Raw genomic sequence first — 25,774 nt, forward strand, 5'->3', positions numbered from 1 at the left:
CACCACTGAATTCCTTGACTTTATTTGGCGCAGACTCCGAGTCAATTCAATCCCGAAGCGTTCGAGCGCCTTCAAGCTACGCAGAATGCGACGCAAAGGTTTTGATTGATGTCGCGATGTCGCGATAAAAATCCGCAAAATCGCTACTGCTGCCGCATGGGTTTCCGCAGGCCGCCCGCGAGTGCTGCAAAACCACTGCCGGGGCGAAGCCCTTCGCGCATGAAGAAGGCGCGCAGCGGTGCAAAGCCGCCGAGCACGCCGAGACCGGCGCCGCGTGCCATCTGCGCCGGCAGCATGTCGGAGAGCAGCGACATGTTGAGCAGGTTGACCGCGCTGCTGCGCGCCAGAATGTCGGGACGACGCTTGAAATCGTAGGCGGCAAGGACCTTGGCCGCGCCTGGATCTCCGCTATTTTCTTTTGCAATTCCAACCAGATCGTCAATATCCCTGATGCCAAGATTGAGGCCTTGCGCACCGATCGGCGGGAACACATGCGCGGCTTCGCCGACAAGCGCCACCCTGTCCCGTGCGAAACGCAGGGGCGTCACGGTCGAAAGCGGATAGATCTGGCGGCCCGGCTCTACCGTCACCCGACCCAGCATCGACTGCATCTGCTGCTCGACCCGCAACGAGAGCGTTGCGTCATCCAGGGCGGCAAGCTCCTTGGCGGTCTCGGGCTTCACCACCCAGACGAGGCTTGAGCGATTGCCGGGCAACGGAACCTGAGTGAACGGACCGGTTTCGGTGTGGAACTCGGTCGAGGTGGAGGCGTGCTCACGGCTATGGCCAAAATTAAGCACGAGCGCGGCCTGCGGATAGGCGTGCGAGCCGGTCGAAATGCCTGCCGCCTCGCGCGCAGGCGACTGGCGACCATCGGCGGCGACCGCCAGTGACGCGCCAACCTCGCTGCCGTCAGCGAGGACGGCATGGGCCCGATCGGCATCGAGATGCCAGGTCCTCACCATCGACCTGCGCCATTCGATCCCGGAATGGGCGGCGACCTTGTCGGCAAGCGCCGGGCTAAGCACGCTGTTGGGCAGGTTCAGCCCGAACTGGTCCTCATCGATCTCGCTGGCGCGGAAGGTGACGACGGGGCTGCGGATCAGCCGGCTGGTCGCGTCGACGATGCGCATGACTTTCAAGGGAGCGGCCTTGGGCCTGATGACTTCGAGGACCTCGAGCCGCTCAAGCACCTTCAGGGCAGGGTTCATCAGCGCCGTGGTGCGGCCATCGGGGGCCGACGCCTCGGGCCCCACCAGCGTCACCGGGAAGCAGGCATCGGCAAAAGCAAGCGCCGCGATCAGTCCTGCCGGACCAGTGCCGGCAATCAGTATCGGCGCTGTTTCGTGATGCTCCAAGATCGGTTTCCGGCTTGCGATGCGAGGCGGGCCACCAGACCTGCCAGTCGAGAAGCATATAGGTCAGTTCATGCGGCTTGATCAACGCGGCGATTCGGCTCATTCGGGTGTCATGACCGGCCCCCAGGACGATTTCAGCCATCTCGACCGCGCCGGCCGCGCCACGGCTGATATTGCGCGCAACCCGCGTTTGACGGTCAATATCGTCGTCGGCGCCAGCATTCTGCTCGCCTGGTCGTCGCTGGCCACGATGGCGATTCGCGGCGCCGAGGCCAGGGGCAGCGCGCCCGGCGACATGCTCCTGCGCGGTCTGCCGCAGCTGCCGCTGCCCGATTTCCTGGAGCGGTTCTTCGCGCTCTGCCTGTCGCCGGCGCCGCTGGATGCAAGCATCGTCCCGCATGCCCTGGCGCTGATCCTGATGTGGTTCCTGATGGCGGTCGCCGCGATGCTGCCGTCGGTGGCACCGATGATCCGCACCTATTGTGAGATCGCCGATACGGCCCGGATCAAAGGCGAGCCGGTCGTCCATCCGCTGGTACTGGTTGCCGGCTATCTCGGTGTCTGGCTCGCCGCCTCGATGCTGTTTGCGGCGCTGACATTGGGCGTGCATGCATTCGCCGCGTCCGGCGAAATCTACGATCCGCTGCTTGGCGTTGCCGGGGCGCTTGCACTGCTGGTTGCAGGCCTCTACCAGTTCAGCGGCCTCAAGGAGGCCTGCCTGAAAAAATGCCGCAACCCGTTCTCGATCCTGTTTTCGAACTGGAGCGCCACGCCGATCCGCGTCTTCCGCCTTGGTGCCGTGCAAGGCATCTGGTGCCTCGGCTGCTGCTGGGCGCTGATGCTGGTGATGTTCGCAGTCGGCGTGATGAACATCTTCTGGATGGCGCTGATCGGCGTGTTCACCCTGATTGAAAAACAAACCACGGGCCGTCTTCCAACCCGGCTGGCCGGTGCGATACTGCTTGTCTGGGCAGCCGCGCTGTTAGTAATCTCGTTGTGAGTGGGGGAAATTCAATGACAGATCAGGGCTGGGCAATGAAAGGAGAGCTCGTACTCTCCTGCAATTGCACGGTTTTTTGCCCTTGCGTGCTGTCGCTCGGCAGCCACCCTCCGACCGAGGGCTACTGCCAGACCTGGGCAGGTTTCCGTATCGATGCCGGCCATTTCGGCGAGGTCGACCTGTCCGGCCTCAACCTTGGGCTGATCATGGAAATCCCCGGCTACATGAGCCGCGGCAACTGGACCGCGGGCCTCTTCATCGACAAACGCGCCTCGATCTACGCGGTCAAGGCCTTGACGAGGATTTTCACCGGCAAGGCCGGCGGAACCACATCGCTGCTGTCGATCCTGGTCGGAAAATTCCTGGGTGTCGAACAGGTGCCGATCACCTATGAGACACGGGACAAGACGCGTATCTTCCAGATACCGAAGATCATCGATGGCGCGGTCACGCCAATCGCGGGCAAGGATCGCGAGAAGGATACGGTGATCACCAATTCGGAATACTGGATTGCACCGGAGATCATCGTGGCGAGGTCCGACAAGAGCAAGATGCGAGCCTTTGGCCGCAACTGGAATTTTGCCGGTCGCTCGGCCGAAATCTGCAAGCTGGATTGGCGGGGCCCGTGAGCAAGAACACATCGGCCAGGAACATGGCGGCACGGAAAGCCGCCAAGAAGCTCACGGACCGGATTCCGCGACCGAAGAAGAAGGTCACCTGGCCGCAGGCGAGGGCGTTCTCGGTCCATCTGCTGACGGCGTCAGGCTCGTTCCTCGCGTTCCTGTCGCTGGTGGCGGCGAGTGAGGAACGCTGGACGGCAATGTTCTGGTGGCTTGGGCTGGCGCTGTTCGTCGACGGCATTGACGGGCCTATCGCCAGGAAGCTCGAGGTCAAGGAAATCCTGCCGACCTGGTCGGGCGAGCTCCTCGACAACATCATCGACTACGTGACCTACGTGCTGATCCCGGCCTTCGCGCTCTACCAGCGCGGCTTCATGGGCGAAGGTCTGTCGTTCCTGTCGGCGGCAATCATCGTCGTCTCCAGCGCGATCTATTACGCCGACACCGGCATGAAGACGAAGGAGAATTTCTTCAAGGGCTTCCCCGTGGTCTGGAACATGGTGGTGTTCACGCTGTTCGTCATCGAGCCCGGACAATGGGTATCGTTCGCGGTGGTGGTGGTAGCCGGTATTCTGACCTTCATCCCCATCAATTTCATTCATCCGGTGCGGGTCGTGCGGCTGCGGCCCATCAATCTCACAATGACCCTTTTGTGGTGCGCCTTCGGCGCGCTTGCTCTCGCACAGGCGGCACTTGCCGCCTTCTACGACCAGATCGGCGTGTTGGGCGCACAGGTCAGCACCTTCATCAAGATCGGCATCACCATTACCGGGCTTTACCTGGCCTGTATCGGTGGCATCATGCAGTTCTTTCCAAATCTCGGCGCCAAAAAGGCCTGACGAGCCGCTCCCAGAGGAATCCCGGTCCATGTCCAAAGCTATCCGCATCCACGCCCATGGCGGCCCGGAAGTTCTGACCTATGAGGACGCCGATCCCGGCCAACCGGGTTCTGGGCAGATCCTGGTCAGGCATACGGCGATCGGCCTCAACTTCATCGATGTCTATCATCGCTCCGGCCTTTATCCGCCGCCCGGAGGCTTTCCTCTCATTCCGGGCAGCGAGGCCGCCGGCGTGGTGTTGCAGGTGGGCCAGGATATCGACTGGCTGAAGCCGGGAGACCGGATCGCCTATGTCGTAACGACAGGCGCCTATGCCGAGGAACGCGTCATCGATGCCAGCCGGGTCGTCAAGGTTCCGGACGGCATCAGTGACGAACAGGCGGCCGCAATGATGCTGAAGGGCATGACCGCCGAATATCTCCTGCGCCGAACCTTCAAGGTGAAGGCGGGCGACACGATCCTGTTCCATGCCGCTGCCGGCGGCGTCGGGCTCATTCTCGGCCAATGGGCGAAACATCTGGGCGCAACCGTCATCGGCACTGCAAGCTCGACCGACAAGATCGAGCTCGCCAAGGCGCACGGCTTCGATCATGTCATCAATTACAGGGAGCAGGATTTCGTCGCCGGCGTCGCGGCCATCACCGGCGGCAAGAAATGCGACGTCGTCTACGATTCGGTGGGCAACGACACATTCCCGGCCTCGCTCGACTGCCTCAGGCCGCTCGGCATGTTCGTCAGCTTCGGCCAGTCGTCGGGACCGATCCCGCCCTTCTCGATGTCATTGCTGGCACAGAAGGGCTCGCTGTTCGCCACCAGGCCGACGCTGTTCGTCTACAACGCGAAACGCGAGGACCTCGACGCCTCCGCGGCCGCGTTGTTCAAAGTGGTGCTCAGCGGCGCCGTCAAGATCCAGATCAACCAGCGCTATGCGCTGAAGGATGCGGGCAAGGCGCATGCCGACCTCGAGGGGCGCAGAACCACAGGGACGACCATTCTCATCCCTTAGTCCCGCCGGGCTTGCTATCCCTTGAATTTCCGCTGAAATTCTTGAAGCTCTTTCAAGACGCGTGCCGCTTTCCGTTGAGAGCCGGCGGCGCCTACCATGTTTGCGGGAACACAGAACATATCTGGTGAACCAGATGGGAGGCACTGTGAGTGCAAATCACGATGGGGCGAACCTGCTCGAGGTTCGTGGCCTGACCAAGATATTCGGCACGCTGACGGCGTGCGACCATATCGATCTCAACATCGCCAAAGGTGAAATCCACGCGCTGCTCGGCGAGAACGGCGCCGGCAAATCGACGCTGGTCAAGATGCTGTTCGGCTCGCTGGAGCCCAATTCCGGCGAGATTTTCTGGAACGGCCAGGCGGCGCGGATCACCAGCCCGGGTGTCGCCAAGAAGCTAGGCATCGGCATGGTGTTCCAGCATTTTTCGCTCTTCGAGGCGCTGACCGCGGCCGAGAACATCGCGCTTTCCCTGGACGACGGCTCGCCCATCAGCAGCATCGCCGCCAAGGCGAGGGCGCTTTCCTACAGCTACGGCCTGCCGCTCGATCCGGATTCGCTGGTCGGCGACCTGTCGGTCGGCGAACGCCAGCGCATCGAGATCATCCGCTGCCTGCTGCAGACGCCGCAGCTCATCATCCTGGACGAGCCGACCTCGGTTCTGACGCCACAGGAAGCCGACAAGCTGTTCGAGACGCTGGAGCGGCTGCGCTCGGAAGGCAAATCGATCCTCTACATTTCGCACCGGCTGGAAGAGGTCAAGCGCATCTGCGACCGCGCCACCGTATTACGGCACGGCAAGGTGGTCGGCCATTGCAATCCGCGCGAGGAGACAGCCGCCTCGCTCGCCCGCATGATGGTCGGCAATGAGGTGCAGGCCGTGGTGCGTGCCCCGGTCGAGGGGATCGAGACCGCGCAGCCGCTGCTTGAAGTCCGCGGTCTCACCCGCAAGCCGGCAACGCCGTTCTCCATTCCGCTCAAGAACATCAGCCTCAATGTCCGTGCCGGCGAGGTGATCGGCATCGCCGGTGTCGCCGGCAACGGGCAGGGCGAGTTCTTCGAATCCGTTTCAGGCGAAGTGTTGCAGCAGGATGCCGCCTCGGTGCGCATCCGCGGCAAGGATGCGGGTGGGCTGACCATCACCGGACGGCGCTTGCTGGGTGCCGCCTTCGTGCCGGAAGAGCGCCTCGGCCATGGTGCGGCGCCGCGCATGAAACTTTCGGAAAACCTTTTGCTGTCGCGCCATGCCACTGACGGCAAGGCGTTTGTCGGCACCGGTGGAATGGTCAAGAGCGGCGCCATTTACGCTGCCTCCCAACGCATCATCGAGGCGATGGACGTGCGCAAGAGCGCGCCGGATCCGGAAGCTGCGGCACTTTCGGGTGGAAACCTGCAGAAATTCATCGTCGGCCGTGAACTCGACCGCCGGCCCAGCGTCATGGTGGTGAACCAGCCGACCTGGGGCGTCGACGCCGGCGCCGCCGCACACATCCGCCAGGCGTTGATCGAACTGTCGCGCAGCGGATCGGCGGTGCTGGTGATCAGCCAGGATCTCGACGAGCTGTTCGAAATTTCGGACGCGATCGCGGTCATGCACAATGGCGAATTGTCCAAGCCGATGCCGATCGCCGAAGCAACCTTCGAGAAGGTCGGCCTGCTAATGGGCGGCGCCGAGCCCGGCCACGCCGAACATACGCTGGAGACGGCATGATGCGCCTCGAACTCGTCAAACGCCCGCAGCGCTCCGCGCTGTTTTCAGCCCTGTCGCCGTTCATCGCCTTCGCCCTGACGATCATCGCCGGTGCCATTCTGTTCGCTCTGCTCGGCGTCAATCCGCTGACCGCGTTCCGGATCTATTTCATCGAACCGATCAGCCAGGTCTGGCAGTTGCATGAACTGGCGATCAAGGCGGCACCGCTGATCCTGATCGCGGTCGGCCTGTCAGTCTGTTACAAGGCCAACATCTGGAACATCGGGGCCGAGGGCCAGTTTATTTTCGGCGCCATCTTCGGCTCGGCCATTCCGGTGCTGTTTCCGCAATTCGAAGGCCCGCTGGTGTTGCCGCTGATGCTTTTGCTCGGCATGGTCGGCGGCGCGGCCTATGCGGCGATACCCGCGTTTCTGAAGACCCGCTTCAACACCAACGAGATCCTGACCAGCCTGATGCTGGTCTATGTCGCCCAGCTCTTCCTCGACTGGCTGGTGCGCGGCCCATGGCGCGATCCGCAGGGCCATGGTTTCCCGCAGACGATCCAGTTCGGCGACTCCGCCGTGCTGCCGGAACTGATGCCGGACGCCGGACGCGCCAACTGGGGCTTTGTCTTCGCGCTGGTTGCCGCGGTGCTGATCTGGATCCTGATGGGTCGCATGCTCAAGGGCTTCGAGGTGCGTGTGCTGGGTTCCAGCCCGCGGGCAGGGCGCTTTGCCGGTTTCGGCCTCAGCCGCATGGTGTTCTTCGCCTTCTTGCTGTCGGGCGCGCTGGCCGGACTTGCCGGCATTTCTGAAGTCTCCGGCGCCATCGGGCAATTGCAGCCGGTGATTTCGCCCGGATACGGCTTCACCGCCATCATCGTGGCGTTCCTCGGCCGCCTCAATCCGCTCGGCATCATCGCCGCGGGCCTGGTTCTGGCGCTGACCTATCTCGGCGGCGAGGCGGTGCAAAGCGCGCTCGGCATTTCCGACAAGGTGGCGCGGGTGTTCCAGGGCATGCTTTTGTTCTTCGTGCTCGGCTGCGACACGCTCATCCACTACCGCATCCGCCTGATCGGCCTGGCGCTGACGGAACAAGAAGGCGCGGCAAAGCTCGACGCTGCACCGAAGTTGAAGGAAGCCCGCTGATGGACATCACCGTCAACATCCTCCTGACCATCGCGACGGCGGCGACACCGCTGTTGATCGCTGCGATCGGCGAACTGGTGGTCGAGCGCTCCGGCGTGCTCAATCTCGGCGTCGAAGGCATGATGATCATGGGTGCGGTCGGCGGCTTCGGGGCCGGCTATCTGACCGGCTCGCCCTGGATCGGCCTTTTGGCGGCGATCGCCATGGGGGCGCTGTTCTCGCTGCTGTTCGCCGTCATGACGCTGTCGCTGGCCACCAACCAGGTGGCGACCGGCCTGTCGCTAACGCTGCTCGGCCTCGGCCTCTCCGGCATGATCGGCACGAGCTTCGTCGGCCAGCCCGGTGTCAGGCTGCCCAATCTCGACATTCCAGGCCTGAGCGCCATCCCGGTCGTGGGCAAGCTGCTGTTCGGCCAGGATCCGGTGTTCTACATCTCGATCGTGCTGACCGCCGCCGTCATGTGGTTCCTGTTCAAGACGCGGACCGGGCTGACGCTGCGCTCGATCGGCGACAGCCACACCTCGGCGCACGCTCTCGGCATCAAGGTCATCCGCTACCGCTATCTCTCGGTGATCTTCGGTGGGGCCTGCGCCGGTCTTGCCGGCGGCCATCTGTCGCTGGTCTACACGCCGCAGTGGGTCGAGAACATGACCGCGGGCCGCGGCTGGATCGCGCTGGCGCTGGTGGTGTTCGCGTCGTGGCGGCCGTGGCGGGTGCTGGCCGGTGCCTACATCTTCGGCGCGGTGTGGATCGGCCAGCTTCATGCACAGGCTTTTGGCATTCCGGTGCCCTCGCAGATGCTTTCTTCTCTGCCCTATCTGGCAACCGTCGTGGTTCTCGTTCTAATCTCGCGCAACAAGCGTCTGACGATGATGAACACGCCGGCATCCCTGGGGCAGCCATTCGTTCCGGATCGTTGACAAAAACAAAAAGACGGGAAGCTCCAAGGCTTAACACAGAGAGGTAACACGATGAAAAAACTGCTTATTGCCCTGATGACGACGACAGCGGCACTGTCGCTGGCCGCGTCCGCGGAGGCTGCCGAAAAGTTGAAGGCCTGCTGGGTCTATACCGGCCCGATCGGCGATTTCGGCTACTCCTACCAGCACGACCAGGGCCGGCTCGAAGTCGAGAAGGCGCTCGGCGACAAGGTCGAGACCGCCTATCTGGAGAACGTCTCCGAAGGTCCCGATGCCGACCGTGCTTTCGAGCGTCTGGCGCGCGAAGGCTGCAAGCTGATCTTCGGCACCTCTTTCGGCTTCATGGATGCCGAGGTGAAGGTCGCCAAGAAGTTCCCGAAAGTGATGTTCGAGCACGCCACCGGCTACAAGACCGGTGACAATCTCGGCATCTACAACGCACGCTTCTACGAAGGCCGTTATGTGCTCGGCCAGATCGCCGCCAAGGAATCGAAGTCCGGCGTTGCCGGCTACATCGTCTCCTTCCCGATTCCCGAAGTGGTGATGGGCATCAACTCCTTCATGCTCGGCGCGCAGTCGATCAACCCGAACTTCAAGGCCAAGATCGTCTGGGTCAATTCGTGGTTCGATCCGGGCAAGGAAGCCGACGCCGCCAAGGCGCTGTTCGATCAAGGTGCCGACATCATCGTCCAGCATACCGATTCGACCGCCGCCCTGCAGGTCGCCGAGGAGCGCAAGCTGCATGGCTTCGGCCAGTCGTCCGACATGATCAAGTTCGCGCCGAACGCGCAGCTGACCTCGCTAACCGACGAATGGGGTCCGTACTATATCAGCCGGGTACAGGCAGCCATCGATGGCACCTGGAAGCCGGACAATGTGTGGCTCGGCATCAAGGACGGCGCGGTCAAGCTCGCGCCCTACACCAACATGCCCGACGACGTGAAGGCGATGGCCGAGGCAACCGAGAAGAAGATCGCCGGCGGCTGGAACCCCTTCACCGGACCGATCGCCAAGCAGGACGGTACACCGTGGCTCAAGGACGGTGAAGTCGCCGATGACGGCACACTGCTCGGCATGAATTTTTACGTGAAGGGCGTCGACGACAAGCTGCCGCAGTAAGCGGCGCATCACATTTCGAACAGGAAAGGGCGCCGCGAGGCGCCCTTTTCATTTGCTGGGAGAAAGTGACGAAACGCTCAGACGGCCGAACCGTAGAGGTCGTAAGCGTCGGCGCGCTCGATCTTGACGGTGACGATGTCACCGGCACGCATCGGGCGGCGCGACTGGATATGGACCGAGCCATCGATCTCGGGCGCGTCGTATTTGGTGCGGCCCTTCGCCGAATTGCCATGGGCTTCGTCGATCAGTACCGGTAGGCGCTTGCCGACCTTCCTGGCCAACTGCGTCGCCGAAATCTTCTGCTGACGCTGCATGAAGCGGTGCCAGCGTGCTTCCTTGACGTCCTGCGGTACCTGTTCGAGGCCGAGGTCGTTGGATCGGGCGCCCTTGACCGGTTCGTATTTGAAGCAGCCGGCGCGGTCGATCTTGGCCTCGTCCAGCCAGTCGAGCAGCATCTCGAAATCCTCATCCGTCTCGCCGGGGAAGCCGACGATGAAGGTCGAGCGGATAGCGAGATCCGGGCACACGTCACGCCAGCCGCGAATGCGCTCCAGCGTCTTTTCGCCATGTGCCGGACGGCGCATGTTTTTCAGTACTTGCGGCGAGGCATGCTGGAACGGGATATCCAGATAGGGAAGGATTTTTCCTTCGGCCATCAGCGGGATGACGTCGGCGACATGCGGGTAGGGGTAGACATAGTGCATGCGCACCCAGATGCCGAGCTTGCCCAACTCCTCGGAGAGATCGAGGAATTTCGCGCGCACTTCGCGGTCGCCGAACATCGACGTCTGGTACTTGATGTCGATGCCGTAGGCGCTGGTGTCCTGCGAGATGACGAGGAGTTCCTTGACGCCTGCCTTGGCCAGTTTTTCGGCTTCGCGCAGCACATCGGCGGCCGGGCGCGAAACGAGATCGCCACGCAGGGCGGGAATGATGCAGAAGGTGCAGCGGTTGTTGCAGCCTTCCGAGATCTTCAGGTAGGCGTAGTGGCGCGGCGTCAGCTTGACGCCCTGCGGCGGCAGCAGGTCGATATAGGGATCATGCGAGGGCGGGGCTGCCTCATGCACGGCTGCCATGACGCTCTCATAGGCCTGCGGCCCGGTGATCGCCAGCACATTGGGATGCTTTTCGCGGATCACCTCCGGCTCGGCGCCGAGGCAGCCGGTGACGATGACCCTCCCGTTTTCCGAAAGCGCGGAGCCGATGGCGTTGAGCGACTCGTCGCGGGCGGAATCGAGGAAACCGCAAGTGTTGACCACGACGAGATCGGCGCCGTCATGCTTGCGGGCGATCTCATAGCCTTCGGCGCGCAGGCGCGTGATGATGCGCTCGGAATCCACGAGCGCCTTCGGGCATCCAAGGCTAACGAAACTGACGCGAGGGGCGGACATAGGCAAGCTTCCAATGGGGGCACGGGCCGAAACGCTGATCCGGCCTCAAATCGCTGTAAATGTCGGTCTATGGCGCATGGCAGGAGCCAATACGCGCGGCGCAATAGCATGGGTTGCGCAATCAAGCAAACCGGCCGACGGGCTGGTCCGCGCCATCGGATGGCTCAGTGGCCCCCGGATCCGAACCAAGGCGCCAGGAAGGCGAAGTGCTCGGGGAATTGCTGCACGGCCCCGTCAAGCAGCATCTTGACCGCGACATAGAGGATGATTGCCAGGCCGACATAGGCAATCCAACGGTATTTGTGCAGCAGGCGCGCGACGAACGACGCGGCAAAGCCCATCAAGGCGATCGACAGGGCCAGTCCGATGATCAGCACCGTCGGATGGTTCATGGCCGCGCCGGCCACGGCCAGGACATTGTCGAGCGACATCGACACGTCGGCAATGACGATCTGCCAGGCGGCCTGTGAGAAGGTCTTGCCGGATCCCTTGCCGCCGATGACGCCGTCCTTGTCGAAATCGCCATTCGACAGCGCTTCGGTCGCGTCGCGCTCCTCATCCTGGCTGACGCGCAATTCGCGCCACATCTTCCAGCAGACCCACAGCAAAAGCAGGCCGCCGGCGATCAGCAGCATCGGGCCGATGGTCAGCAGCCATTGCGTGATCAGGGCAAAGAAAATGCGAAGCACGGTGGCCGCCGCGATGCCGACCAAAATGGCGCGCTTGCGCTGGGCGGCGGGCAGGCCGGCCGCCGCGAGGCCGATGACGATGGCATTGTCGCCCGCAAGTGCAAGGTCGATAGCGATGACTTGAAAAAGAGCCGATATGCCCGCGGCGGTAAATATTTCCATCGACCGGGAAGCCCTTCGCCGAGTGTTCGTTGTCGATTGTCCAGACGGGCCTAAAGGCATGGTCCGCTGGCGTCAAGACGCCGCGACGGACACCACTGGAAAACCACTTTCGTGGCAGGGGTATTACAGGGGATTCTTAGCCGCTGCCGGCACGTGAGCCAAAGCCTACGCAAGCCCGCGAAAAACTAATCGTAGAGATTGTACTTCGCCCAGTCGGCTTCCGGAATTTCGTCGCCGATCCGGTAGCGCAGTTGCAGGACTTCCATATGGTCCGGCCCGGTCTGGCATTTGAATTTCAGCCGGTACCACTGTCCTTTGCTGCGGAATGCCGCACCCGGACTCCTGATCGCATCGGCGCTCATCTCGGGCGTCGCAAAGGCGTAGGCGACGACCCGGTCGGCCTTGAACTTGCGATCATCGTGGGTGATCCGGTCCAGGACTTCGGCATCGCACCGCTGTTCGAGGCGTGTTTGCGGGTCAAGTTTCATCAGCCCGGCACGCAAAGCATTGTCCATCGCGCTGGCCGGGAAAGTCAGCGTCAGGGACGCAATGGCCATCATGCAGAGTGTCTTCATGGGCGGGACTAGCAGCATGTTTTGTCTGAAAAATCAACCAAAGGACCCGGCAGGTTCCCGTGTTCAGGCGGCCCTCGCGTTCAAAATCCCGTGTCGTGTTTCGTCGTCGGACCGAATTCCTGGTGAACGTTTGGAGCGCCGTCCTCTAAGACTTGGCCGCGCCAACCTGTTGTCGGAGAAACGCCTTTGTGTCCGGTTTGAGATCCCGCCAATCGCAATCGGATAATGCAGCTTCCATCGCATAGAGCGCGAGGATCGTCACATGTCGGCCAAATCGAAAATTTAGGCGACGATAGGCTTCGACCGAGCCAAGATGGCGCAAATCCTCATCGTCGATAATGTCGATTTCCGCCAACATCCGCGCCGTCGCCGGTCCAAGATTTCGCATGCCCTGAATGCGTACCGTCATCATGCCTCCCTGTCAGAAAGTTGATCGGAACGTCCGTTCGATCGGCAAATCCTGCGCGAACTGGATGACGGCTAGAGCACGTTCACGGTCATCCCGCCGAACTGTCCGAGGCCTGCGGCCAACGGATCAACGAGGCGCGGCCGGCGTCGGTGAGGTCGTAGACGCCGCGATCGACGCGCGCGAACCAGCCATAGACATTGTGCTGCAGGATTTTCGGCGCGATCGGCGTCAAGGCCTTCAGATCGCGTGGTCGTTTGGGTCCGTCCGCCATCGCGGCCGCACAGGTGAGGGCACTCTGGCGATAGGCGGTCATGATCGGATTGCGCGATCCTCCACCGGCGACAGGATCGCCGCGGCGGCGCTGGTGCTCGTCGACAAGGCGTGAGCGCCGCCGTGCATTCCTGCGCGGCTCCGGCGCGGCGGGACTGACAAGCACCTCGACCTTGTCGTTGGCTGTCACGCCAAGCACGCCGAAGCCAAGCCGGCGGCAGAGGTTGCGGAACCGGGCGTCGCTTTCACGTCCCTTGCCGCGCGCCGACATGCGCGCCGCCAGCCAGACTTCGTCGCAAGCGGCCGCACGGTCGACGCCCTGCAGCACCAATTCCAGATTGAATTGCAGCTTCAACTCGCAGATGACGACGATTGGCGGCTCACCGTCGCGCAGCGCGACGATGTCGCACCCGCCGATCTCGCCCTTCACGACGAAGTCGAGGCTTTCGAGGAACCGCTTCACCGGCGCATAGAGTGAGGTCTCGTTCATGCCGCAAGGCTTAGCCGATTCGACAAAAAAAGCCTTCCCGCATCGGCGCGCGCTGCGCACCGAGCTCTCAAGAATGCATTTTTTCGAGCAAGGCCAGCAGCACGCTGTTGAACTGCCCGGGCAGTTGCAGCGGTGCGAAATGGCTGACGTCGGGCAGGATTATCAATTGCGATGCCGGGATGCTGCGGGCCAGATAGCTCGCGTGCTCGTGTCTGATGAACTCGTCATGCTCGCTTTGAACGATTGCCACGGGCACGCGCGTCCGCGCCAGGTCGGCGGCGGTGTAATTGGGTTCGGACTTCATCATCAGGCCGACGGCTTCGACGAATGCGTCGAACTGGTCCGGGGTCGCCGACAATTCGGCATAGTCCCTGGCATGCCGGTTGAAACAGCGATCGATGACCGGACTGGGCTCGAATTCCCTGGTGCCGCTCGGATCCATGTTGCAGCCGAAGAAGAACACGCCGGTGATGCGGTCGGCGGCTTTCATGCCGAGGATCAGGGCAACGCAGGCGCCATCGCTCCAACCCACCATAGCCGCCTTTTTCAAGTGCAGCCTGTCCATCACGGCCAGGACATCGGAAGCCATCAGTTCATATTTGTATGGCCGCTCGTCGCGGCTGCTGCGCCCATGGCCACGGCTGTCGATCACCACGACCCGATAGCCGGCCTTGACCAGCGCGGGGACCTGAAATCCCCAATTGCCGCTGTGACCGAGGCCGCCATGCAGCAGGATCACGGGGAGGCCGGCGCCAAACGTGGCGTACCAGATTTCGGCGCCATCATGTGCCACCCGGCCTTCGTCCCTTGCGGCCGGCAGGGGCGTCGCGCCATGCGCTTCGAATTTCCTGAGATCGTCATCGTGATGGTCCATGCCGGGAATGCCTCGAGGCGAACGCGCGGGACCCACAATTATTGCCGGTATCAGCCAAAGCCAACCCGCGACGCAACGTCTGCTGCCACCTGGCGACACCGCCGGTTTCGAGCGGCGAAAGACCTGCGTGTCGGTGTCAGCCGTCAGGCTTCGGTGCTCGGCACTGGACGGTTCGATCGCTTCTCGTCCGGCAGGAGCGGATAGCTGACCTGCCCGAAATAGCTGGAGGGGATCGGATCATCGACGCCGTATTTTTCCGGCACCTTGTCGCCGGTGGCATTGTAGGTGCCGAACACCATGTCGAGGACAGGCAATTGCCCGGCGAAGTTCTTGTCATAGGCCTCGCGCTGGTTGGCATGGTGCCAGCGATGGAACTGCGGGCTGGCGATCAGCCACTTCAAGGGACCGAACGGAATCCGCACGTTCGAATGAACGAGCAGCGTGTGCCAGAAGTAGATGACCGAAAAGACGGCGATCGAGGCTTCGGAGAAGCCGAGGAAAAAGATCGGCGTCAGCGACAATGCCTTTGTGAGGATGGCGTCGACCGGGTGGGAGTGAAAAGCGCCGAGCCAATCCAGTTCCTCAATGCCGTGGTGTACCGCATGGAATTTCCAAAGCGCCGGGATCGTGTGGAAAGCCCGGTGTGCCCAGTAGACGCCGATATCGGTGATCACGATGATTTCGGGAACCTGCAGCCAGACGGGCTGGCCGCCAACGGTCTGCGTGATTGATTGCGGAACGAGGATCGCAGCGGCTTCGAGTGTGTTGGCCGCGATCAGAACGATGACCAATTTTACGATGAGGCCATTGAACAGCACATAGATCAGATCGACACCCAGGCCCTTGCGCAGGACCTTCTGGGGCCGTTCGTGAAACAGATGTTCGAACGGAATGAAGATCAGCGCGCAGATCAACAGCCCCTTGATGCCAAATATATCCATTCGCTCGCCTCTATTGCCTAGCCTGGCCAGCACCGCACGCGCCTCAGCTTCCGAACAGAACCACATTTCTCCTTTCCAAAGGCTTGATGCCGGCGTCCGAGCTATACGCATGGCCGAGGATGGAATTGTGCCGCTGACCAGAGTGTCACATCGGTGTCGCAACCGGGCGATATGAAGACAAGGCGCGGTCGGCGAACGCAGCGCGTGCCGTGCGTCCTCCCAGGACCAACCCCTCCGGTTCCCTGCCGGTGGGGTTTTCTATTTCAGCTACCATCTTGGCAGTCGCGAATTATCCTTGCTATCGTGGTCTACGGTCAGCACAGGACACCCGTCATGGACGCAAGTGAAATGAGCGCGATCGGCGACACCCTCATGAGGATCGTCACGCCCGACATGTCTCCCAAACAGCTTGTCAAGGCAGCCCAAAAAGCGCACCCCAAGGCCTCGAAGAAGGACATCGCCAGAGCGGCCTTCTTTTCGATCATCGCAAATGCGGATCAGGACATCGGCAAGGCCAAGAACCTTCAGGCATTCGCCATCGCGGAGCGTACCCAGCCGTCGGATTGAGCAATCGCCTGGCATGCACGGGCCTGTCGTCGCCGCACGCGCTCATCGCCGTGGATAGGCCGCCCGGCAAACCGACATTATGGTGTCGCCCCAACGGCTGGATCGAACGCCCAGTTCGTGGATCAGCGCCTGGATCCGTGCGGTCTTGGCTCGGCCCGCATCACCCCCGCCAACGTGATGCAGGCGCCATTTGACGCGGCCGACCAGCTAAGGTCATGCCGAACGTTGGCCAGCGGCCGCGCGGGCTGCCACGATTGCAACCACAGGAAAAACCTGGGCGCGTAAAGCATCTAGGCGCTGGCTCTCTCAAGCCCGTTTATTAGCCCTCGAAAGGATTTCACGAGACCGCTCTATAAGCCTACGGTTCCGCTCGATGAGTTCCTGAGTTTCCTTAATGCGGATGAGGCTTTGCCGCTCCCGTTCATCGAACTCAACCGGCTTTTTGGTGTCGTCGATCTGTTGCATGCAATGGCCGCCTTTAAATCGTTGCGCGTCCGCCTGCATTAGAAACTCGCGAGGGGTGGAACTGTTCCTCGGCAAGCAACAGAGCGTGGCAGAGGCTTCGGCGGTGGGAGGGATGCTTCGCCGGTGTAGGACGGAGCCTTTGGCCGCTGGGCCGCTAGTAGTCCGGCCAGCGAGCGTTTCTGCGGGCCGCGCTGTCGGCCTGATCTACACGCCAAGAACTTGCTAATATTCGACTGGAGGCGCAAGATTTTCTGACACATGAGGCTCTTTTTGATCGCACTCGTTGTCGCTCACAACTGGTATACCGGCTACCATGATCCGGTCACCGGATATGAATGCTGCGACGACAAGAAGGATTGTAGGGTCATTAGCTCGCGCTATGTCGAGCCGCTACCGGGCGGCGATTTCAATATCCGCACGGGGTCCAAGGGTCGATACTTCATCCCCAAGAACCGCGTCCTAGAGAGCGAAGACAACCAATATCACATCTGCACGTCTTCCCCGAATATGACCATCCGCTGCTTCTTTGCGCCGCACACGGAAGCCAGTCGATAGCGAGGAGGTGGCTGAGGCCACACGATGAGCCGGGAGGAAGTGATATCCGCCTACGCGGCACGGGAGTGGCCGATGCAGACCCACAGTAGCCCGCTGCCTAACAGTTACGGGCCTTCCGCGTTATGGAGCGCCTAGAGTCCGAATGAGGGAGTCCAAGGGTTGGTATCGTACCCAAGGTGCGGCTTAGGACTACTTGAATCGGCCTGTGGTGAAATGGCCGTACCGGTTGCCGCACAGTCCAATTTCGCGGCAACTGCAGCCTTGATCGAAAGGCCGGCACACGCGTCGGCAACGACCTTTGCCTTCTTGTCGTGCGCCATGGCGGCGCTCGACGCGGCAAGCACAATTGCCGCGCAAAGAATAGCGGTTTTCATTAGAAGCCCCTCTTTTAGCAAAAGCTAATACGAAGTTAACGCTGCGGAAGGGTTACCGTCAATCACAGATCATTGGTCCACCGAAGTCGAGGTCAGCGTGGATCGAAACGGGGGGCGAACTCTTAGCCCGCCGGCTCGGCTTCCCGGCTTTTTATGTAGGGGATTGGGGCAAAAGTTATGGCAAGGCCCATCCCATAACCCTAACCATTTGTTTTTATTGATATTGTGGCGGAGGGAGTGGGATTCGAACCCACGGTGAACTTGCGCCCACGCCGGTTTTCAAGACCGGTGCCTTAAACCGCTCGGCCATCCCTCCAGTGACATCAGTCACATGCGACTGCTCTAGTGTGCCCGGCAAAGGCCTGTCAACCGGCATGCGTGGCCGCGCGTGTTCCTTCACTGAACCATGCAGCAGGGCAGCGCCACAATCTTGCCCGGTTCCGGCCACAATCAATTAATACCGTGATAAACAATTCCTGCGCACAAAGGATCGGGGTTCAGGGTGCCGTTGGTATTGTCGAGCGAGTGCTTTGGCTCCTCTGCTGTTCATACGACGGCGTCTTGATTGAGACTGTAGGGGATTTCAGGACAATGCAGGCTATGACGCGCCCGCGTCTTCGTCGCGCTTCCACGCTTACGCTGCTTGCTGCGTCGGCTGCTCTGCTGGCGGCTTGCGCGTCGCAGCCTGAGCCGAAGGGGATGGTCAATCCCAAGCATCGCTCCAAGGAATATTTCGCCGAAACCGAATATGGCGTGAAGGCGAGCCCGCGCGCTGGCTTCATGCGGCGCGGCGGTGGTCGCGACCAACTCGGCAAGCCTTACCAGGTGCGCGGCAAGTGGTACTATCCCAAGGAAGATCGGCACTATGCCAAGGTCGGCCTGGCCTCGTGGTATGGCGACGCCTTCCATGGCCGGCTGACCGCCAATGGCGAAGTCTACGACATGACGCATCTGACGGCCGCGCACCCGACCATGCCGCTGCCCAGCTACGCCCGTGTCACCAACCTCGAAACCGGCAGTTCGGTCGTCGTGCGCGTCAACGACCGCGGACCGTATCATGAGGGCCGCATCATCGACGTCTCGGAGCGCGCGGCGCAGATGCTCGACTACGACAAAGTCGGCACGGCGAAGGTCAAGGTCGAATATGTCGGTCGTGCGCCGCTCGATGGCAATGACGACCAGTATCTGATGGCCTCCTACCATCCCGGCAACAGGATTCCGGATCCGTCGGATGGCCTGCCGACCGGCGTCATGGCGGCCATGAACGGACCGTCGCCAAGCCTGCCGGTGGGCGCGGCCGCCGTGCCGTTCCCCGGTCAGCTGACGGATTCAAGCGAGGCCGCGCAACCGTCTTTGTCGGCGCAGGCGCCGGCTTTCGGCGATCTGGCGCTGCCCGATTTCGGACCGATCGTGCCGGAGCGTCCGGAGATCGGCCTGCCGCCGCAGTCGCCGTTCGCGGTGGCCTCGCTGTCCTATGCGGATGAACGCGTGCAGCGCGCCGACGTCTTTGCCGCGCTGGATGACAGCGGCATGTCGCCCGCCGATATCCTGCGGTCGTGGAAAAAGTCCAATCCGCAGGCGTCACCGTCCAGCGCCGACTATGTCGCCGCCGGCACGTTCGACGACGCCACCGAAGCCAAGCGCGTGGCAACGGCACTTCAGCCCTTCGGCCGAACGGAAATCCAGCGTTCCGACCTCGACGGCAATGACTGGTACGCGGTCAATCTCTATCCGAACGGCCATGGCGGCCTGGACGAATTGCTGCAGGCGGCATGGTCGCACGGCGCACCCGATGCGCTGGCTGTGCGCAACTGATCTATTTTCTCCGCGCGGTTGATCCGGCGGAAAAAACCCTGATAGCTTGGCTGTGCCAAAACCGGCAAACGGGTCGAGATTTCATGCAGTTGCGCGCCTTTCCGCCATTTGCCGGCTTTCTGGGACTGGCTTTGCTGCTGCTTTGCCTCGCACCAGCTCAAGCGCAGCTTTTCGAGACCAAGGCCACTCAGGCCTTCATGATCGATGCCGACACCGGCACGGTCCTGTTCTCGAAAGACGCCGACAAGCCGATCCCGCCGGCCTCGATGGCCAAGCTGATGACCATGGAGGTGGTTTTCAACGCCATCAAGTCCGGGCGCCTCAAGCTCGACGACACGTTCGTGGTCAGCGAAAACGCCTGGCGCAGGGGCGGCGCGCCATCGGGCACATCGACGATGTTCGCCAAGCTCAAATCCGCGATCCGACTCGAAGACCTGATCCAGGGCGTGACGGTGCAGGCGGCCAATGACGGCTGCATTGTCATCGCCGAAGGCATGGCCGGCTCCGAGGACAATTTTGCCGCGCAAATGACCGAGCGCGCCCGCCAGATCGGGCTCAAGACATCGACCTTCGTCAATTCGACCGGCCTGCCGGCAGACGGCCAGCAGACGACGGTGCGCGAGCTGGCGCTGCTGGCGCTGCATTTGTGGCGCGACTATCCGGATTTCTATCGCTACTACGGGCTGAAGGATTTCACCTGGAACAAGATCTCGCAGAAGAACCGCAATCCGCTGTTGGCCATGGACATCGGCGCCGACGGTCTGGCCGTCGGTGCCAGCGAGGTGGCCGGCTTCGGCATCGTCGCTTCGGTCGCTCACAACGGCACGCGGGTGATCATGGCGATGAGTGGGTTGGCCAACGACAAGGAGCGTGCCGAGGAGGCGCGAAAGCTGCTCGACTGGGGCGCGCGCTCCTTCGAGAAGACCGAGATCTTCGCCAAGGACGAGGTGGTCGGCGAGGCCCAGGTTTTCGGCGGTGCGAAATCCGGCCTGACGCTGAAGGCAAAAGGGCCGATCGACATCTTCCTGCCGATCACCAACCGCGACAAGCTGACGGCCAGGATCGTCTACACCGGGCCGGTTGCGGCGCCCGTGGAGGAGGGCCAGCCGGTGGGGGCGCTGCGCGTCTGGATCGGCGACACGCTGAGCCAGGAGACGCCGCTTTTCGCTGCCGAATCGATCGGCGTCGGCACATTGCCGCAGCGCGCGCTCGATGCCGTCAAGGAACTGGCGATCGGCTGGCTGCGATAGCACCGACGGCATGGACGTTTTCCCGAACGCGGACTATCTAGAGCGCAACAATCCACCTGGACAAAGGCCCTTTCGATTGGCGCGCGGATTTTTCATCACCTTCGAAGGCGGCGAGGGCGCAGGCAAGTCGACGCAGATCGAGCGGCTGGCGAGAAAGATGCGCGCCAAGAAGTATGATGTCCTGCTGACGCGCGAACCGGGCGGCTCGCCGGGCGCCGAAGCGGTCCGGCATGTGCTGCTTTCGGGTGCCGCCGAGCCCTTCGGACCGAAGATGGAAGCGCTGCTCTTTGCCGCCGCGCGCTCCGACCATGTCGAGCAGGTCATCCGGCCGGCGGTCGAGCGCGGCTCCATCGTGCTTTGCGACCGCTTCCTGGATTCCTCGCGCGTCTACCAGGGCGTCACCGGCGGGATCGACCCGGCGTTCATGGCCACGCTGGAACAGGTCGCCATCAATGGCATGATGCCCGATTTGACGCTGATCTTCGATATCGATCCGGCCGAGGGCCTCAGGCGCGCGACGCTGCGGCGCGGCAGCGACGCCGACCCCGACCGCTTCGAAAAGGAGACGCTGGCCATTCATCAAGCCCGCCGCGCGGCCTTTCTGACGATCGCCGCGGCCGAGCCGGAACGCTGCATCGTCGTCGATGCCTCCGTCGATCCCAATATGGTGGAGGACGTCGTCACCGCGGCCGTCTTCGCGGCGCTGGAGGCGAGGGCGCCCGCGCGCAACAGGCAGGCCGCACCCGTATGATCTTCGAACGCATCGCGCCGGAACAGCATGACACGCTGGACGGCGTTCCCGAACCCTCCGAAACACCCCGTCTGGTCGGTCACAGGCAGGCGGCGGAAATGCTCGCCGCCGCCTATCGATCGGGAAAGCTGCCCCATGCGCTGATCTTCACCGGACCGGTCGGCATCGGCAAGGCCACGCTGGCCTTCCACCTGGCGCACCATCTCTTGAAGCACCCGGCCTTCGGGCAGGCGCCGGAAAGCCTTGCCAGTCCCGATCCGGCCTCACCGCTGTTTCGCCAGATCGCGACCGGAGCACATCCTGGCGTGCTGCACCTGACCCGGCCGATGAACGACAAGACCAAGAGCTTCAAGACGGTCGTCACCGTCGACGAGATCCGCCGGGTCAGCCGCTTCCTGTCGATGACCTCGCATGACGGCAGCTACCGGGTGGTCATCGTCGATCCGGCCGACGACATGAATGCCAATGCCGCCAATGCTTTGCTGAAGAATCTTGAGGAGCCGCCGGCGCGAACGCTGTTCATTCTCATCGTCCATGCGCCGGGCAGCCTGCTGCCGACGATCCGCTCACGCTGCCAGGTGATACGCCTGACACCGCTCGACGCCGACGAGTTGATGGCGGTGCTGGAAACAGCCGAACCGCCGCCGCCGGACGATCCGGCCGCGCGGGCGGCACTGGTCGAGCGGGCAGGTGGAAGCGCCCGCAACGCGATCCTTTTGACACAATATGGCGGGTTGGAGATCGCCTCGACGCTCGACGCGCTGGTTGCGAAGGGAAAAAACGACATCGGCGGCGCCTATCGGCTCGCCGAAGCCGTCGCCGGCCGCGACCAGGCGATCCAGTTCGATATCTTCAACCGCCGGGCGCTCGACCTTTTGTCGGATGCTGCAAGCCAGGCCGCGCTCGCAGGCGACCTCGCAAGGGCGAAAACGCTGTCGGACACTTGGCACGAGGCGCTGGACGCGATATCTGAAACCGACACCTACAATCTCGACAAGAAGCAGCACGCCTTGATCATGATCGACCGCCTGAATTCCGCAATGCGAATGTGACAGGCCCAGCCTCGTGTCGGGATGGCAATCGCTGTCTCGATGCGATATCCACCGCCTCACATTCATTCGGACATTCATGACGGTTCATTCATGTCACGCGACACATTCTACATCACGACCGCGATTTCCTATCCAAACGGCAAGCCGCATATCGGACATGCCTACGAGTTGATCGCCACCGACACGCTTGCGCGCTTCCAGCGCCTCGACGGCAAGCAGGTCTTCTTCCTCACCGGTACCGATGAGCACGGCATCAAGATGCTGCAGACGGCGAAGCGCGAAGGCATTTCGGCGCGCGCGCTGGCCGATCGCAACGCGGCCGATTTCAAGCGCATGGCGACCGCGCTCAACGCCTCCAATGACGATTTCATCCGCACCACGGAAGAGCGGCACTATGCGTCCTCGCAGGCGATCTGGAAGGCGATGGACGCCAATGGCGACATCTACAAGGGCGGCTATGCCGGCTGGTACTCGGTGCGCGACGAAGCCTATTACGGCGAGGAGGAGACGGAGGTCCGTCCCGACAATGTCCGCTACGGACCGCAGGGAACGCCGGTCGAATGGGTCGAGGAAGAGAGTTATTTCTTCCGCCTCTCGGCCTACCAGGACAAGCTCATCGCGCTTTATGAAAGCCAGCCCGACTTCATCGGCCCGGCCGAGCGCCGCAACGAGGTGATGAGTTTCGTCAAATCGGGACTGAAGGATCTGTCGATCTCGCGCACGACCTTCGACTGGGGCGTGCCTGTGCCGGGCGACGACAAGCATGTGATGTATGTCTGGGTCGACGCGTTGACCAATTACATCACCGGTGTTGGCTATCCCGATGAAAACGATGAGAAATGGCGCTTGTGGCCGGCCGATGCGCACATCATCGGCAAGGACATTGTGCGTTTCCATGCGGTTTACTGGCCAGCCTTCCTGATGTCGGCCGGCATCCCGCTGCCGAAGCGGGTTTTCGGCCACGGCTTCCTGTTCAACCGCGGCGAGAAGATGTCGAAATCGGTCGGCAACGTCATCGACCCGTTCACCATGATCGAGCATTACGGTCTCGATCAGGTGCGCTACTTCTTCCTGCGCGAGGTGCCGTTCGGCCAGGATGGCAGCTACAGCCATGAAGCGATCGTCAACCGCACCAACGCCGATCTTGCCAATGGCCTCGGCAATCTGGCGCAGCGGTCGCTGTCGATGATCGCCAAGAACTGCGGCGGCGTGGTGCCGAAGCGCGGCGATTTGGCGGAAGCCGACAGCGCGATCCTGGATCAGGCGGTGACCGCTCTCGCCACCGCGCGCAAAGCCATGGCCGGGCAAGGCATTCATTTGGCACTGGCGGCGATCTTCGATGTGGTGGCGGAAGCCGATCGATACTTCGCTGGACAGGCACCATGGGCGCTGAAGAAGACCGATCCGGAACGCATGGAAACGGTGCTGTGGACGACCGCCGAACTGGTGCGGCGCGTGGCGGTGCTGTGCCAGCCCTTCATTCCCGGATCGGCAGCGAAGCTGCTCGACCTGCTGGCGGTGCCCGCGGACAGACGTGATTTCGCGCATGTCCACGCCGACCATGCGCTGGTGCCGGGCACTGCCTTGCCGGTGCCGGAAGGCGTGTTTCCACGTTACGTCGAACAGCCGAGCGCGAACGCCTGATGCTTGTCGACAGCCACTGCCATCTGGATTTTCCAGATTTCGCCGAGGAGCGGGCGGCCATTGTCGCCCGCGCCAAAGCGGCCGGAATTGGCCGCATGGTGACGATCTCAACCCGTGTGAGGCGGTTTCAGCAAATACTTGAAATCGCGGAAACTTTCGACGATGTATACTGCTCTATCGGTACCCATCCGCACAATGCGGCGGAAGAGTTGGACGTGACGTCGGCGGAGCTGATCCGCCTGTCGGCACACCCGAAGGTGGTGGCAATCGGCGAAGCGGGGTTGGATTATTTCTACGACAAGGCGCCGCGCGATGCGCAGGCACAGGGCTTTCGCAATCACATTGCCGCCGCTCGCGAGACCGGCCTGCCTCTCGTCATCCATTCGCGCGATGCCGATGACGACATGGCAGCCATTCTTGAGGACGAAACAGGGAAGGGCACCTTCCCCTTCATCCTGCATTGTTTCTCCTCTGGGCGCCGGCTGGCCGAGGTGGGCGTCTCGCTCGGCGGCTACGTGTCGTTCTCGGGCATCCTGACCTTCAAGAACTCTGCCGAACTGCGCGCCATCGCCGCCGACGTGCCGCATGACCGGCTGCTCGTCGAAACCGACGCACCCTATCTGGCGCCGATCCCGTTTCGCGGCAAGCGCAATGAGCCGGCCTATGTCGCGCACACCGCCAAGGTGCTGGCGGAGACAATTGGTGTCAGCGAAGCTGAAATCGCCGATCTGACGACGAACAATTTCTTCCGCCTGTTCGGCAAGATGCCGCGACCTGCTGAACTGAGCGCCTGAGCGATGGCTGACCGGCTGCGCCTCACCATTCTCGGCTGCGGCTCGTCGCCGGGTACGCCGCGCATCACTGGCGACTGGGGCAATTGCGACTCGACCAATCCGAGGAACCGGCGCATGCGCACGGCAGCGCTGGTCGAACGGATTGCGGCCGACGGCGGCCGTACCACCGTGGTCATCGACACTGGGCCGGATTTCCGCGAACAGATGCTGCTTGCGTCGGTCAAACGCATCGACGCGGTCGTTTACACGCACCCACATGCCGACCACATTCACGGCATCGACGATCTGCGCGGCTATGTGCTCGAGCAGCGCCACCTGATCGACATCCATGCCGACCAGCCGACGATGCTGCGCCTGCGGCAGGCGTTCGGCTATTGCTTCGAGACGCCGCCGGGCAGTTCCTATCCGCCGATCGTGCGGGCACATATCATCGACCACGCAACGCCTGTCATCATCGAAGGCGAGGGGGGCGCCCTCGCCCTCGAACCGCTGCCGCAGATTCATGGCGACATCATCTCACTCGGCTTCCGCGTTGGAGGGCTGGCCTATTGCCCTGATATCAGCGACTTTCCCGACGCCACCGCCGAGCGGCTGCGCGGCCTGGAGATGCTGGTCATCGACGCGTTGCAGTACAACCCGCATCCCAGCCATCTGTCGCTGGCCCAGGCGCTCGGCTGGATCGAGAGGCTGGCACCGAGGAAGGCCGTGCTGACCCACATGCACGTGCCGCTCGACTATGCCACGGTCAAGGGCGAACTGCCGGCCAACGTCACCCCGGCCTATGACGGCATGGTGATCGAAATTCCCTTTGAATCAGCGTGATACGAACGGGCTCTGATGAAGGTGCTCTGCGTTTTGGGGCGAATATCAGCAGCGTTCACATCCGTTCATAGCCCGTCATGCACGAACACTTCAATCGGCCAGTTCGATCTCCACGCTTTGCTATCATCATTCGCGCAGCGTCGGCCGTTAGCTCAAGGCAACACGCCCCGATCGAGCCAAATCC

The 25,774-nt window shown here is 62.3% G+C and carries 27 protein-coding genes and 1 tRNA gene; 17 read left to right on the forward strand and 11 right to left on the reverse strand.

The window, feature by feature from the left end:
• Positions 1 to 143 precede the first annotated feature (143 nt).
• The gene (locus CK226_RS22155; protein WP_095774440.1) at positions 144 to 1,358 is read right to left on the reverse strand and encodes a UbiH/UbiF family hydroxylase; all 1,215 of its coding nucleotides are present in this window, start codon (positions 1,356 to 1,358) and stop codon (positions 144 to 146) included.
• Between the two features lie 112 nt (positions 1,359 to 1,470).
• Here CK226_RS22155 and CK226_RS22160 point away from each other — a divergent pair, with 112 nt between their 5' ends.
• The 8 genes from CK226_RS22160 (at position 1,471) to CK226_RS22195 (ending at position 9,700) form a co-directional block, all read left to right on the forward strand.
• On the forward strand, positions 1,471 to 2,358 hold the full coding sequence (locus CK226_RS22160; RefSeq protein WP_179301108.1) for a DUF2182 domain-containing protein: 888 nt from the start codon (positions 1,471 to 1,473) through the stop codon (positions 2,356 to 2,358).
• Positions 2,359 to 2,372: 14 nt separating this feature from the next.
• On the forward strand, positions 2,373 to 2,987 hold the full coding sequence (locus CK226_RS22165) for a DUF1326 domain-containing protein (RefSeq protein ID WP_095774442.1): 615 nt from the start codon (positions 2,373 to 2,375) through the stop codon (positions 2,985 to 2,987).
• 23 nt (positions 2,988 to 3,010) lie between these two features.
• Positions 3,011 to 3,817 (forward strand): phosphatidylcholine synthase, encoded by an 807-nt coding sequence (gene pcsA / locus CK226_RS22170; protein WP_179295971.1) that lies wholly within the window; start codon positions 3,011 to 3,013, stop codon positions 3,815 to 3,817.
• A gap of 28 nt (positions 3,818 to 3,845) precedes the next feature.
• On the forward strand, positions 3,846 to 4,823 hold the full coding sequence (locus CK226_RS22175; RefSeq protein WP_095793074.1) for a quinone oxidoreductase: 978 nt from the start codon (positions 3,846 to 3,848) through the stop codon (positions 4,821 to 4,823).
• A gap of 133 nt (positions 4,824 to 4,956) precedes the next feature.
• Positions 4,957 to 6,534 carry an ABC transporter ATP-binding protein gene (locus CK226_RS22180; RefSeq protein ID WP_179295963.1) on the forward strand — a complete coding sequence of 526 codons (1,578 nt, stop codon included), beginning with the start codon at positions 4,957 to 4,959 and terminating at the stop codon, positions 6,532 to 6,534.
• Positions 6,531 to 7,661, forward strand: a complete 1,131-nt coding sequence (locus tag CK226_RS22185; protein ID WP_095774445.1) for an ABC transporter permease — start codon at positions 6,531 to 6,533, stop codon at positions 7,659 to 7,661. Before CK226_RS22180 ends, CK226_RS22185 begins: the two co-directional genes overlap by 4 nt.
• Positions 7,661 to 8,581: an ABC transporter permease gene (locus CK226_RS22190; RefSeq protein ID WP_095774446.1), complete on the forward strand. Its 921-nt coding sequence runs from the start codon at positions 7,661 to 7,663 to the stop codon at positions 8,579 to 8,581. Before CK226_RS22185 ends, CK226_RS22190 begins: the two co-directional genes overlap by 1 nt.
• A 51-nt stretch (positions 8,582 to 8,632) precedes the next feature.
• The gene (locus CK226_RS22195) at positions 8,633 to 9,700 is read left to right on the forward strand and encodes a BMP family ABC transporter substrate-binding protein (RefSeq protein ID WP_095774447.1); all 1,068 of its coding nucleotides are present in this window, start codon (positions 8,633 to 8,635) and stop codon (positions 9,698 to 9,700) included.
• 77 nt (positions 9,701 to 9,777) lie between these two features.
• Here CK226_RS22195 and rimO read toward each other — a convergent pair whose 3' ends face one another.
• The 7 genes from rimO to CK226_RS22230 all read right to left on the reverse strand — a co-directional run bounded on the left by rimO (position 9,778) and on the right by CK226_RS22230 (position 15,501).
• A complete protein-coding gene (rimO, locus tag CK226_RS22200; protein ID WP_095774448.1) occupies positions 9,778 to 11,091 on the reverse strand; it encodes a 30S ribosomal protein S12 methylthiotransferase RimO in 1,314 nt (437 codons plus the stop codon).
• A gap of 164 nt (positions 11,092 to 11,255) precedes the next feature.
• The gene (locus CK226_RS22205; protein ID WP_095774449.1) at positions 11,256 to 11,942 is read right to left on the reverse strand and encodes a TerC family protein; all 687 of its coding nucleotides are present in this window, start codon (positions 11,940 to 11,942) and stop codon (positions 11,256 to 11,258) included.
• A 185-nt stretch (positions 11,943 to 12,127) separates the two neighbouring features.
• Positions 12,128 to 12,535, reverse strand: a complete 408-nt coding sequence (locus CK226_RS22210; protein WP_179295962.1) for a DUF930 domain-containing protein — start codon at positions 12,533 to 12,535, stop codon at positions 12,128 to 12,130.
• A 127-nt stretch (positions 12,536 to 12,662) separates the two neighbouring features.
• Positions 12,663 to 12,926: a TfoX/Sxy family protein gene (locus tag CK226_RS22215; RefSeq protein WP_210202250.1), complete on the reverse strand. Its 264-nt coding sequence runs from the start codon at positions 12,924 to 12,926 to the stop codon at positions 12,663 to 12,665.
• 88 nt (positions 12,927 to 13,014) lie between these two features.
• On the reverse strand, positions 13,015 to 13,686 hold the full coding sequence (locus CK226_RS22220) for a DUF2161 domain-containing phosphodiesterase (RefSeq protein ID WP_095774451.1): 672 nt from the start codon (positions 13,684 to 13,686) through the stop codon (positions 13,015 to 13,017).
• Between the two features lie 67 nt (positions 13,687 to 13,753).
• Positions 13,754 to 14,560: an alpha/beta hydrolase gene (locus CK226_RS22225; protein ID WP_095793076.1), complete on the reverse strand. Its 807-nt coding sequence runs from the start codon at positions 14,558 to 14,560 to the stop codon at positions 13,754 to 13,756.
• 143 nt (positions 14,561 to 14,703) lie between these two features.
• Positions 14,704 to 15,501 carry a sterol desaturase family protein gene (locus CK226_RS22230; RefSeq protein ID WP_095793077.1) on the reverse strand — a complete coding sequence of 266 codons (798 nt, stop codon included), beginning with the start codon at positions 15,499 to 15,501 and terminating at the stop codon, positions 14,704 to 14,706.
• A 333-nt stretch (positions 15,502 to 15,834) separates the two neighbouring features.
• On the opposite strand from CK226_RS22230, the gene CK226_RS22235 reads away from it, so the two are divergent.
• On the forward strand, positions 15,835 to 16,068 hold the full coding sequence (locus tag CK226_RS22235) for a hypothetical protein (RefSeq protein WP_010909424.1): 234 nt from the start codon (positions 15,835 to 15,837) through the stop codon (positions 16,066 to 16,068).
• A gap of 306 nt (positions 16,069 to 16,374) precedes the next feature.
• Here the strand turns inward: CK226_RS22235 and CK226_RS35000 are convergent, their stop codons facing one another.
• Complete coding sequence (locus tag CK226_RS35000) at positions 16,375 to 16,533, reverse strand: hypothetical protein (RefSeq protein ID WP_179295961.1); 159 nt, start codon at positions 16,531 to 16,533, stop codon at positions 16,375 to 16,377.
• Between the two features lie 270 nt (positions 16,534 to 16,803).
• On the opposite strand from CK226_RS35000, the gene CK226_RS22245 reads away from it, so the two are divergent.
• Positions 16,804 to 17,088: a hypothetical protein gene (locus CK226_RS22245; protein ID WP_142887649.1), complete on the forward strand. Its 285-nt coding sequence runs from the start codon at positions 16,804 to 16,806 to the stop codon at positions 17,086 to 17,088.
• 131 nt (positions 17,089 to 17,219) lie between these two features.
• Here the strand turns inward: CK226_RS22245 and CK226_RS22250 are convergent, their stop codons facing one another.
• Both CK226_RS22250 and CK226_RS22255 read right to left on the reverse strand, forming a co-directional pair.
• A complete protein-coding gene (locus CK226_RS22250) occupies positions 17,220 to 17,462 on the reverse strand; it encodes a hypothetical protein (protein ID WP_095788745.1) in 243 nt (80 codons plus the stop codon).
• Positions 17,463 to 17,688: 226 nt separating this feature from the next.
• A tRNA-Ser gene (locus CK226_RS22255) sits at positions 17,689 to 17,778 on the reverse strand.
• A 275-nt stretch (positions 17,779 to 18,053) separates the two neighbouring features.
• On the opposite strand from CK226_RS22255, the gene CK226_RS22260 reads away from it, so the two are divergent.
• The 7 genes from CK226_RS22260 (at position 18,054) to CK226_RS22290 (ending at position 25,590) form a co-directional block, all read left to right on the forward strand.
• Positions 18,054 to 19,277, forward strand: a complete 1,224-nt coding sequence (locus tag CK226_RS22260) for a septal ring lytic transglycosylase RlpA family protein (RefSeq protein WP_095793079.1) — start codon at positions 18,054 to 18,056, stop codon at positions 19,275 to 19,277.
• Positions 19,278 to 19,360: 83 nt separating this feature from the next.
• Positions 19,361 to 20,527: a D-alanyl-D-alanine carboxypeptidase family protein gene (locus CK226_RS22265; protein ID WP_095793080.1), complete on the forward strand. Its 1,167-nt coding sequence runs from the start codon at positions 19,361 to 19,363 to the stop codon at positions 20,525 to 20,527.
• 76 nt (positions 20,528 to 20,603) lie between these two features.
• Positions 20,604 to 21,278: a dTMP kinase gene (tmk, locus tag CK226_RS22270; RefSeq protein ID WP_095793081.1), complete on the forward strand. Its 675-nt coding sequence runs from the start codon at positions 20,604 to 20,606 to the stop codon at positions 21,276 to 21,278.
• Positions 21,275 to 22,330: a DNA polymerase III subunit delta' gene (locus CK226_RS22275; protein ID WP_095793082.1), complete on the forward strand. Its 1,056-nt coding sequence runs from the start codon at positions 21,275 to 21,277 to the stop codon at positions 22,328 to 22,330. The genes tmk and CK226_RS22275 overlap by 4 nt, the downstream gene beginning before the upstream one ends.
• A gap of 90 nt (positions 22,331 to 22,420) precedes the next feature.
• Complete coding sequence (gene metG, locus CK226_RS22280; RefSeq protein WP_095793083.1) at positions 22,421 to 23,974, forward strand: methionine--tRNA ligase; 1,554 nt, start codon at positions 22,421 to 22,423, stop codon at positions 23,972 to 23,974.
• On the forward strand, positions 23,974 to 24,768 hold the full coding sequence (locus CK226_RS22285) for a TatD family hydrolase (RefSeq protein ID WP_095793084.1): 795 nt from the start codon (positions 23,974 to 23,976) through the stop codon (positions 24,766 to 24,768). Before metG ends, CK226_RS22285 begins: the two co-directional genes overlap by 1 nt.
• Before the next feature lie 3 nt (positions 24,769 to 24,771).
• Positions 24,772 to 25,590 carry an MBL fold metallo-hydrolase gene (locus CK226_RS22290; RefSeq protein WP_095793085.1) on the forward strand — a complete coding sequence of 273 codons (819 nt, stop codon included), beginning with the start codon at positions 24,772 to 24,774 and terminating at the stop codon, positions 25,588 to 25,590.
• Positions 25,591 to 25,774: the final 184 nt, after the last annotated feature.

The sequence above is a fragment of the Mesorhizobium sp. WSM4311 genome, from assembly GCF_002295115.1.
Lineage (GTDB): Bacteria > Pseudomonadota > Alphaproteobacteria > Rhizobiales > Rhizobiaceae > Mesorhizobium.

Excerpts from the sequence above, each read along its gene's own strand:
- CK226_RS22235 (WP_010909424.1), top strand. The coding sequence starts at position 15,835 with ATGGACGCAAGTGAAATGAGCGCGATCGGCGACACCCTCATGAGGATC.
- CK226_RS22175 (WP_095793074.1), top strand. The coding sequence starts at position 3,846 with ATGTCCAAAGCTATCCGCATCCACGCCCATGGCGGCCCGGAAGTTCTG.
- rimO (WP_095774448.1), bottom strand. The coding sequence starts at position 11,091 with ATGTCCGCCCCTCGCGTCAGTTTCGTTAGCCTTGGATGCCCGAAGGCG.
- CK226_RS22265 (WP_095793080.1), top strand. The coding sequence starts at position 19,361 with ATGCAGTTGCGCGCCTTTCCGCCATTTGCCGGCTTTCTGGGACTGGCT.
- CK226_RS22220 (WP_095774451.1), bottom strand. The coding sequence starts at position 13,686 with ATGAACGAGACCTCACTCTATGCGCCGGTGAAGCGGTTCCTCGAAAGC.
- CK226_RS22290 (WP_095793085.1), top strand. The coding sequence starts at position 24,772 with ATGGCTGACCGGCTGCGCCTCACCATTCTCGGCTGCGGCTCGTCGCCG.
- CK226_RS22195 (WP_095774447.1), top strand. The coding sequence starts at position 8,633 with ATGAAAAAACTGCTTATTGCCCTGATGACGACGACAGCGGCACTGTCG.
- CK226_RS22215 (WP_210202250.1), bottom strand. The coding sequence starts at position 12,926 with ATGACGGTACGCATTCAGGGCATGCGAAATCTTGGACCGGCGACGGCG.
- CK226_RS22260 (WP_095793079.1), top strand. The coding sequence starts at position 18,054 with ATGCAGGCTATGACGCGCCCGCGTCTTCGTCGCGCTTCCACGCTTACG.
- CK226_RS22190 (WP_095774446.1), top strand. The coding sequence starts at position 7,661 with ATGGACATCACCGTCAACATCCTCCTGACCATCGCGACGGCGGCGACA.
- CK226_RS35000 (WP_179295961.1), bottom strand. The coding sequence starts at position 16,533 with ATGCAACAGATCGACGACACCAAAAAGCCGGTTGAGTTCGATGAACGG.
- CK226_RS22185 (WP_095774445.1), top strand. The coding sequence starts at position 6,531 with ATGATGCGCCTCGAACTCGTCAAACGCCCGCAGCGCTCCGCGCTGTTT.
- pcsA (WP_179295971.1), top strand. The coding sequence starts at position 3,011 with ATGGCGGCACGGAAAGCCGCCAAGAAGCTCACGGACCGGATTCCGCGA.
- CK226_RS22285 (WP_095793084.1), top strand. The coding sequence starts at position 23,974 with ATGCTTGTCGACAGCCACTGCCATCTGGATTTTCCAGATTTCGCCGAG.
- metG (WP_095793083.1), top strand. The coding sequence starts at position 22,421 with ATGTCACGCGACACATTCTACATCACGACCGCGATTTCCTATCCAAAC.
- CK226_RS22210 (WP_179295962.1), bottom strand. The coding sequence starts at position 12,535 with ATGCTGCTAGTCCCGCCCATGAAGACACTCTGCATGATGGCCATTGCG.
- CK226_RS22230 (WP_095793077.1), bottom strand. The coding sequence starts at position 15,501 with ATGGATATATTTGGCATCAAGGGGCTGTTGATCTGCGCGCTGATCTTC.
- CK226_RS22180 (WP_179295963.1), top strand. The coding sequence starts at position 4,957 with ATGGGAGGCACTGTGAGTGCAAATCACGATGGGGCGAACCTGCTCGAG.
- CK226_RS22275 (WP_095793082.1), top strand. The coding sequence starts at position 21,275 with ATGATCTTCGAACGCATCGCGCCGGAACAGCATGACACGCTGGACGGC.
- CK226_RS22160 (WP_179301108.1), top strand. The coding sequence starts at position 1,471 with ATGACCGGCCCCCAGGACGATTTCAGCCATCTCGACCGCGCCGGCCGC.
- CK226_RS22250 (WP_095788745.1), bottom strand. The coding sequence starts at position 17,462 with ATGAAAACCGCTATTCTTTGCGCGGCAATTGTGCTTGCCGCGTCGAGC.
- CK226_RS22205 (WP_095774449.1), bottom strand. The coding sequence starts at position 11,942 with ATGGAAATATTTACCGCCGCGGGCATATCGGCTCTTTTTCAAGTCATC.
- CK226_RS22225 (WP_095793076.1), bottom strand. The coding sequence starts at position 14,560 with ATGGACCATCACGATGACGATCTCAGGAAATTCGAAGCGCATGGCGCG.
- CK226_RS22165 (WP_095774442.1), top strand. The coding sequence starts at position 2,373 with ATGACAGATCAGGGCTGGGCAATGAAAGGAGAGCTCGTACTCTCCTGC.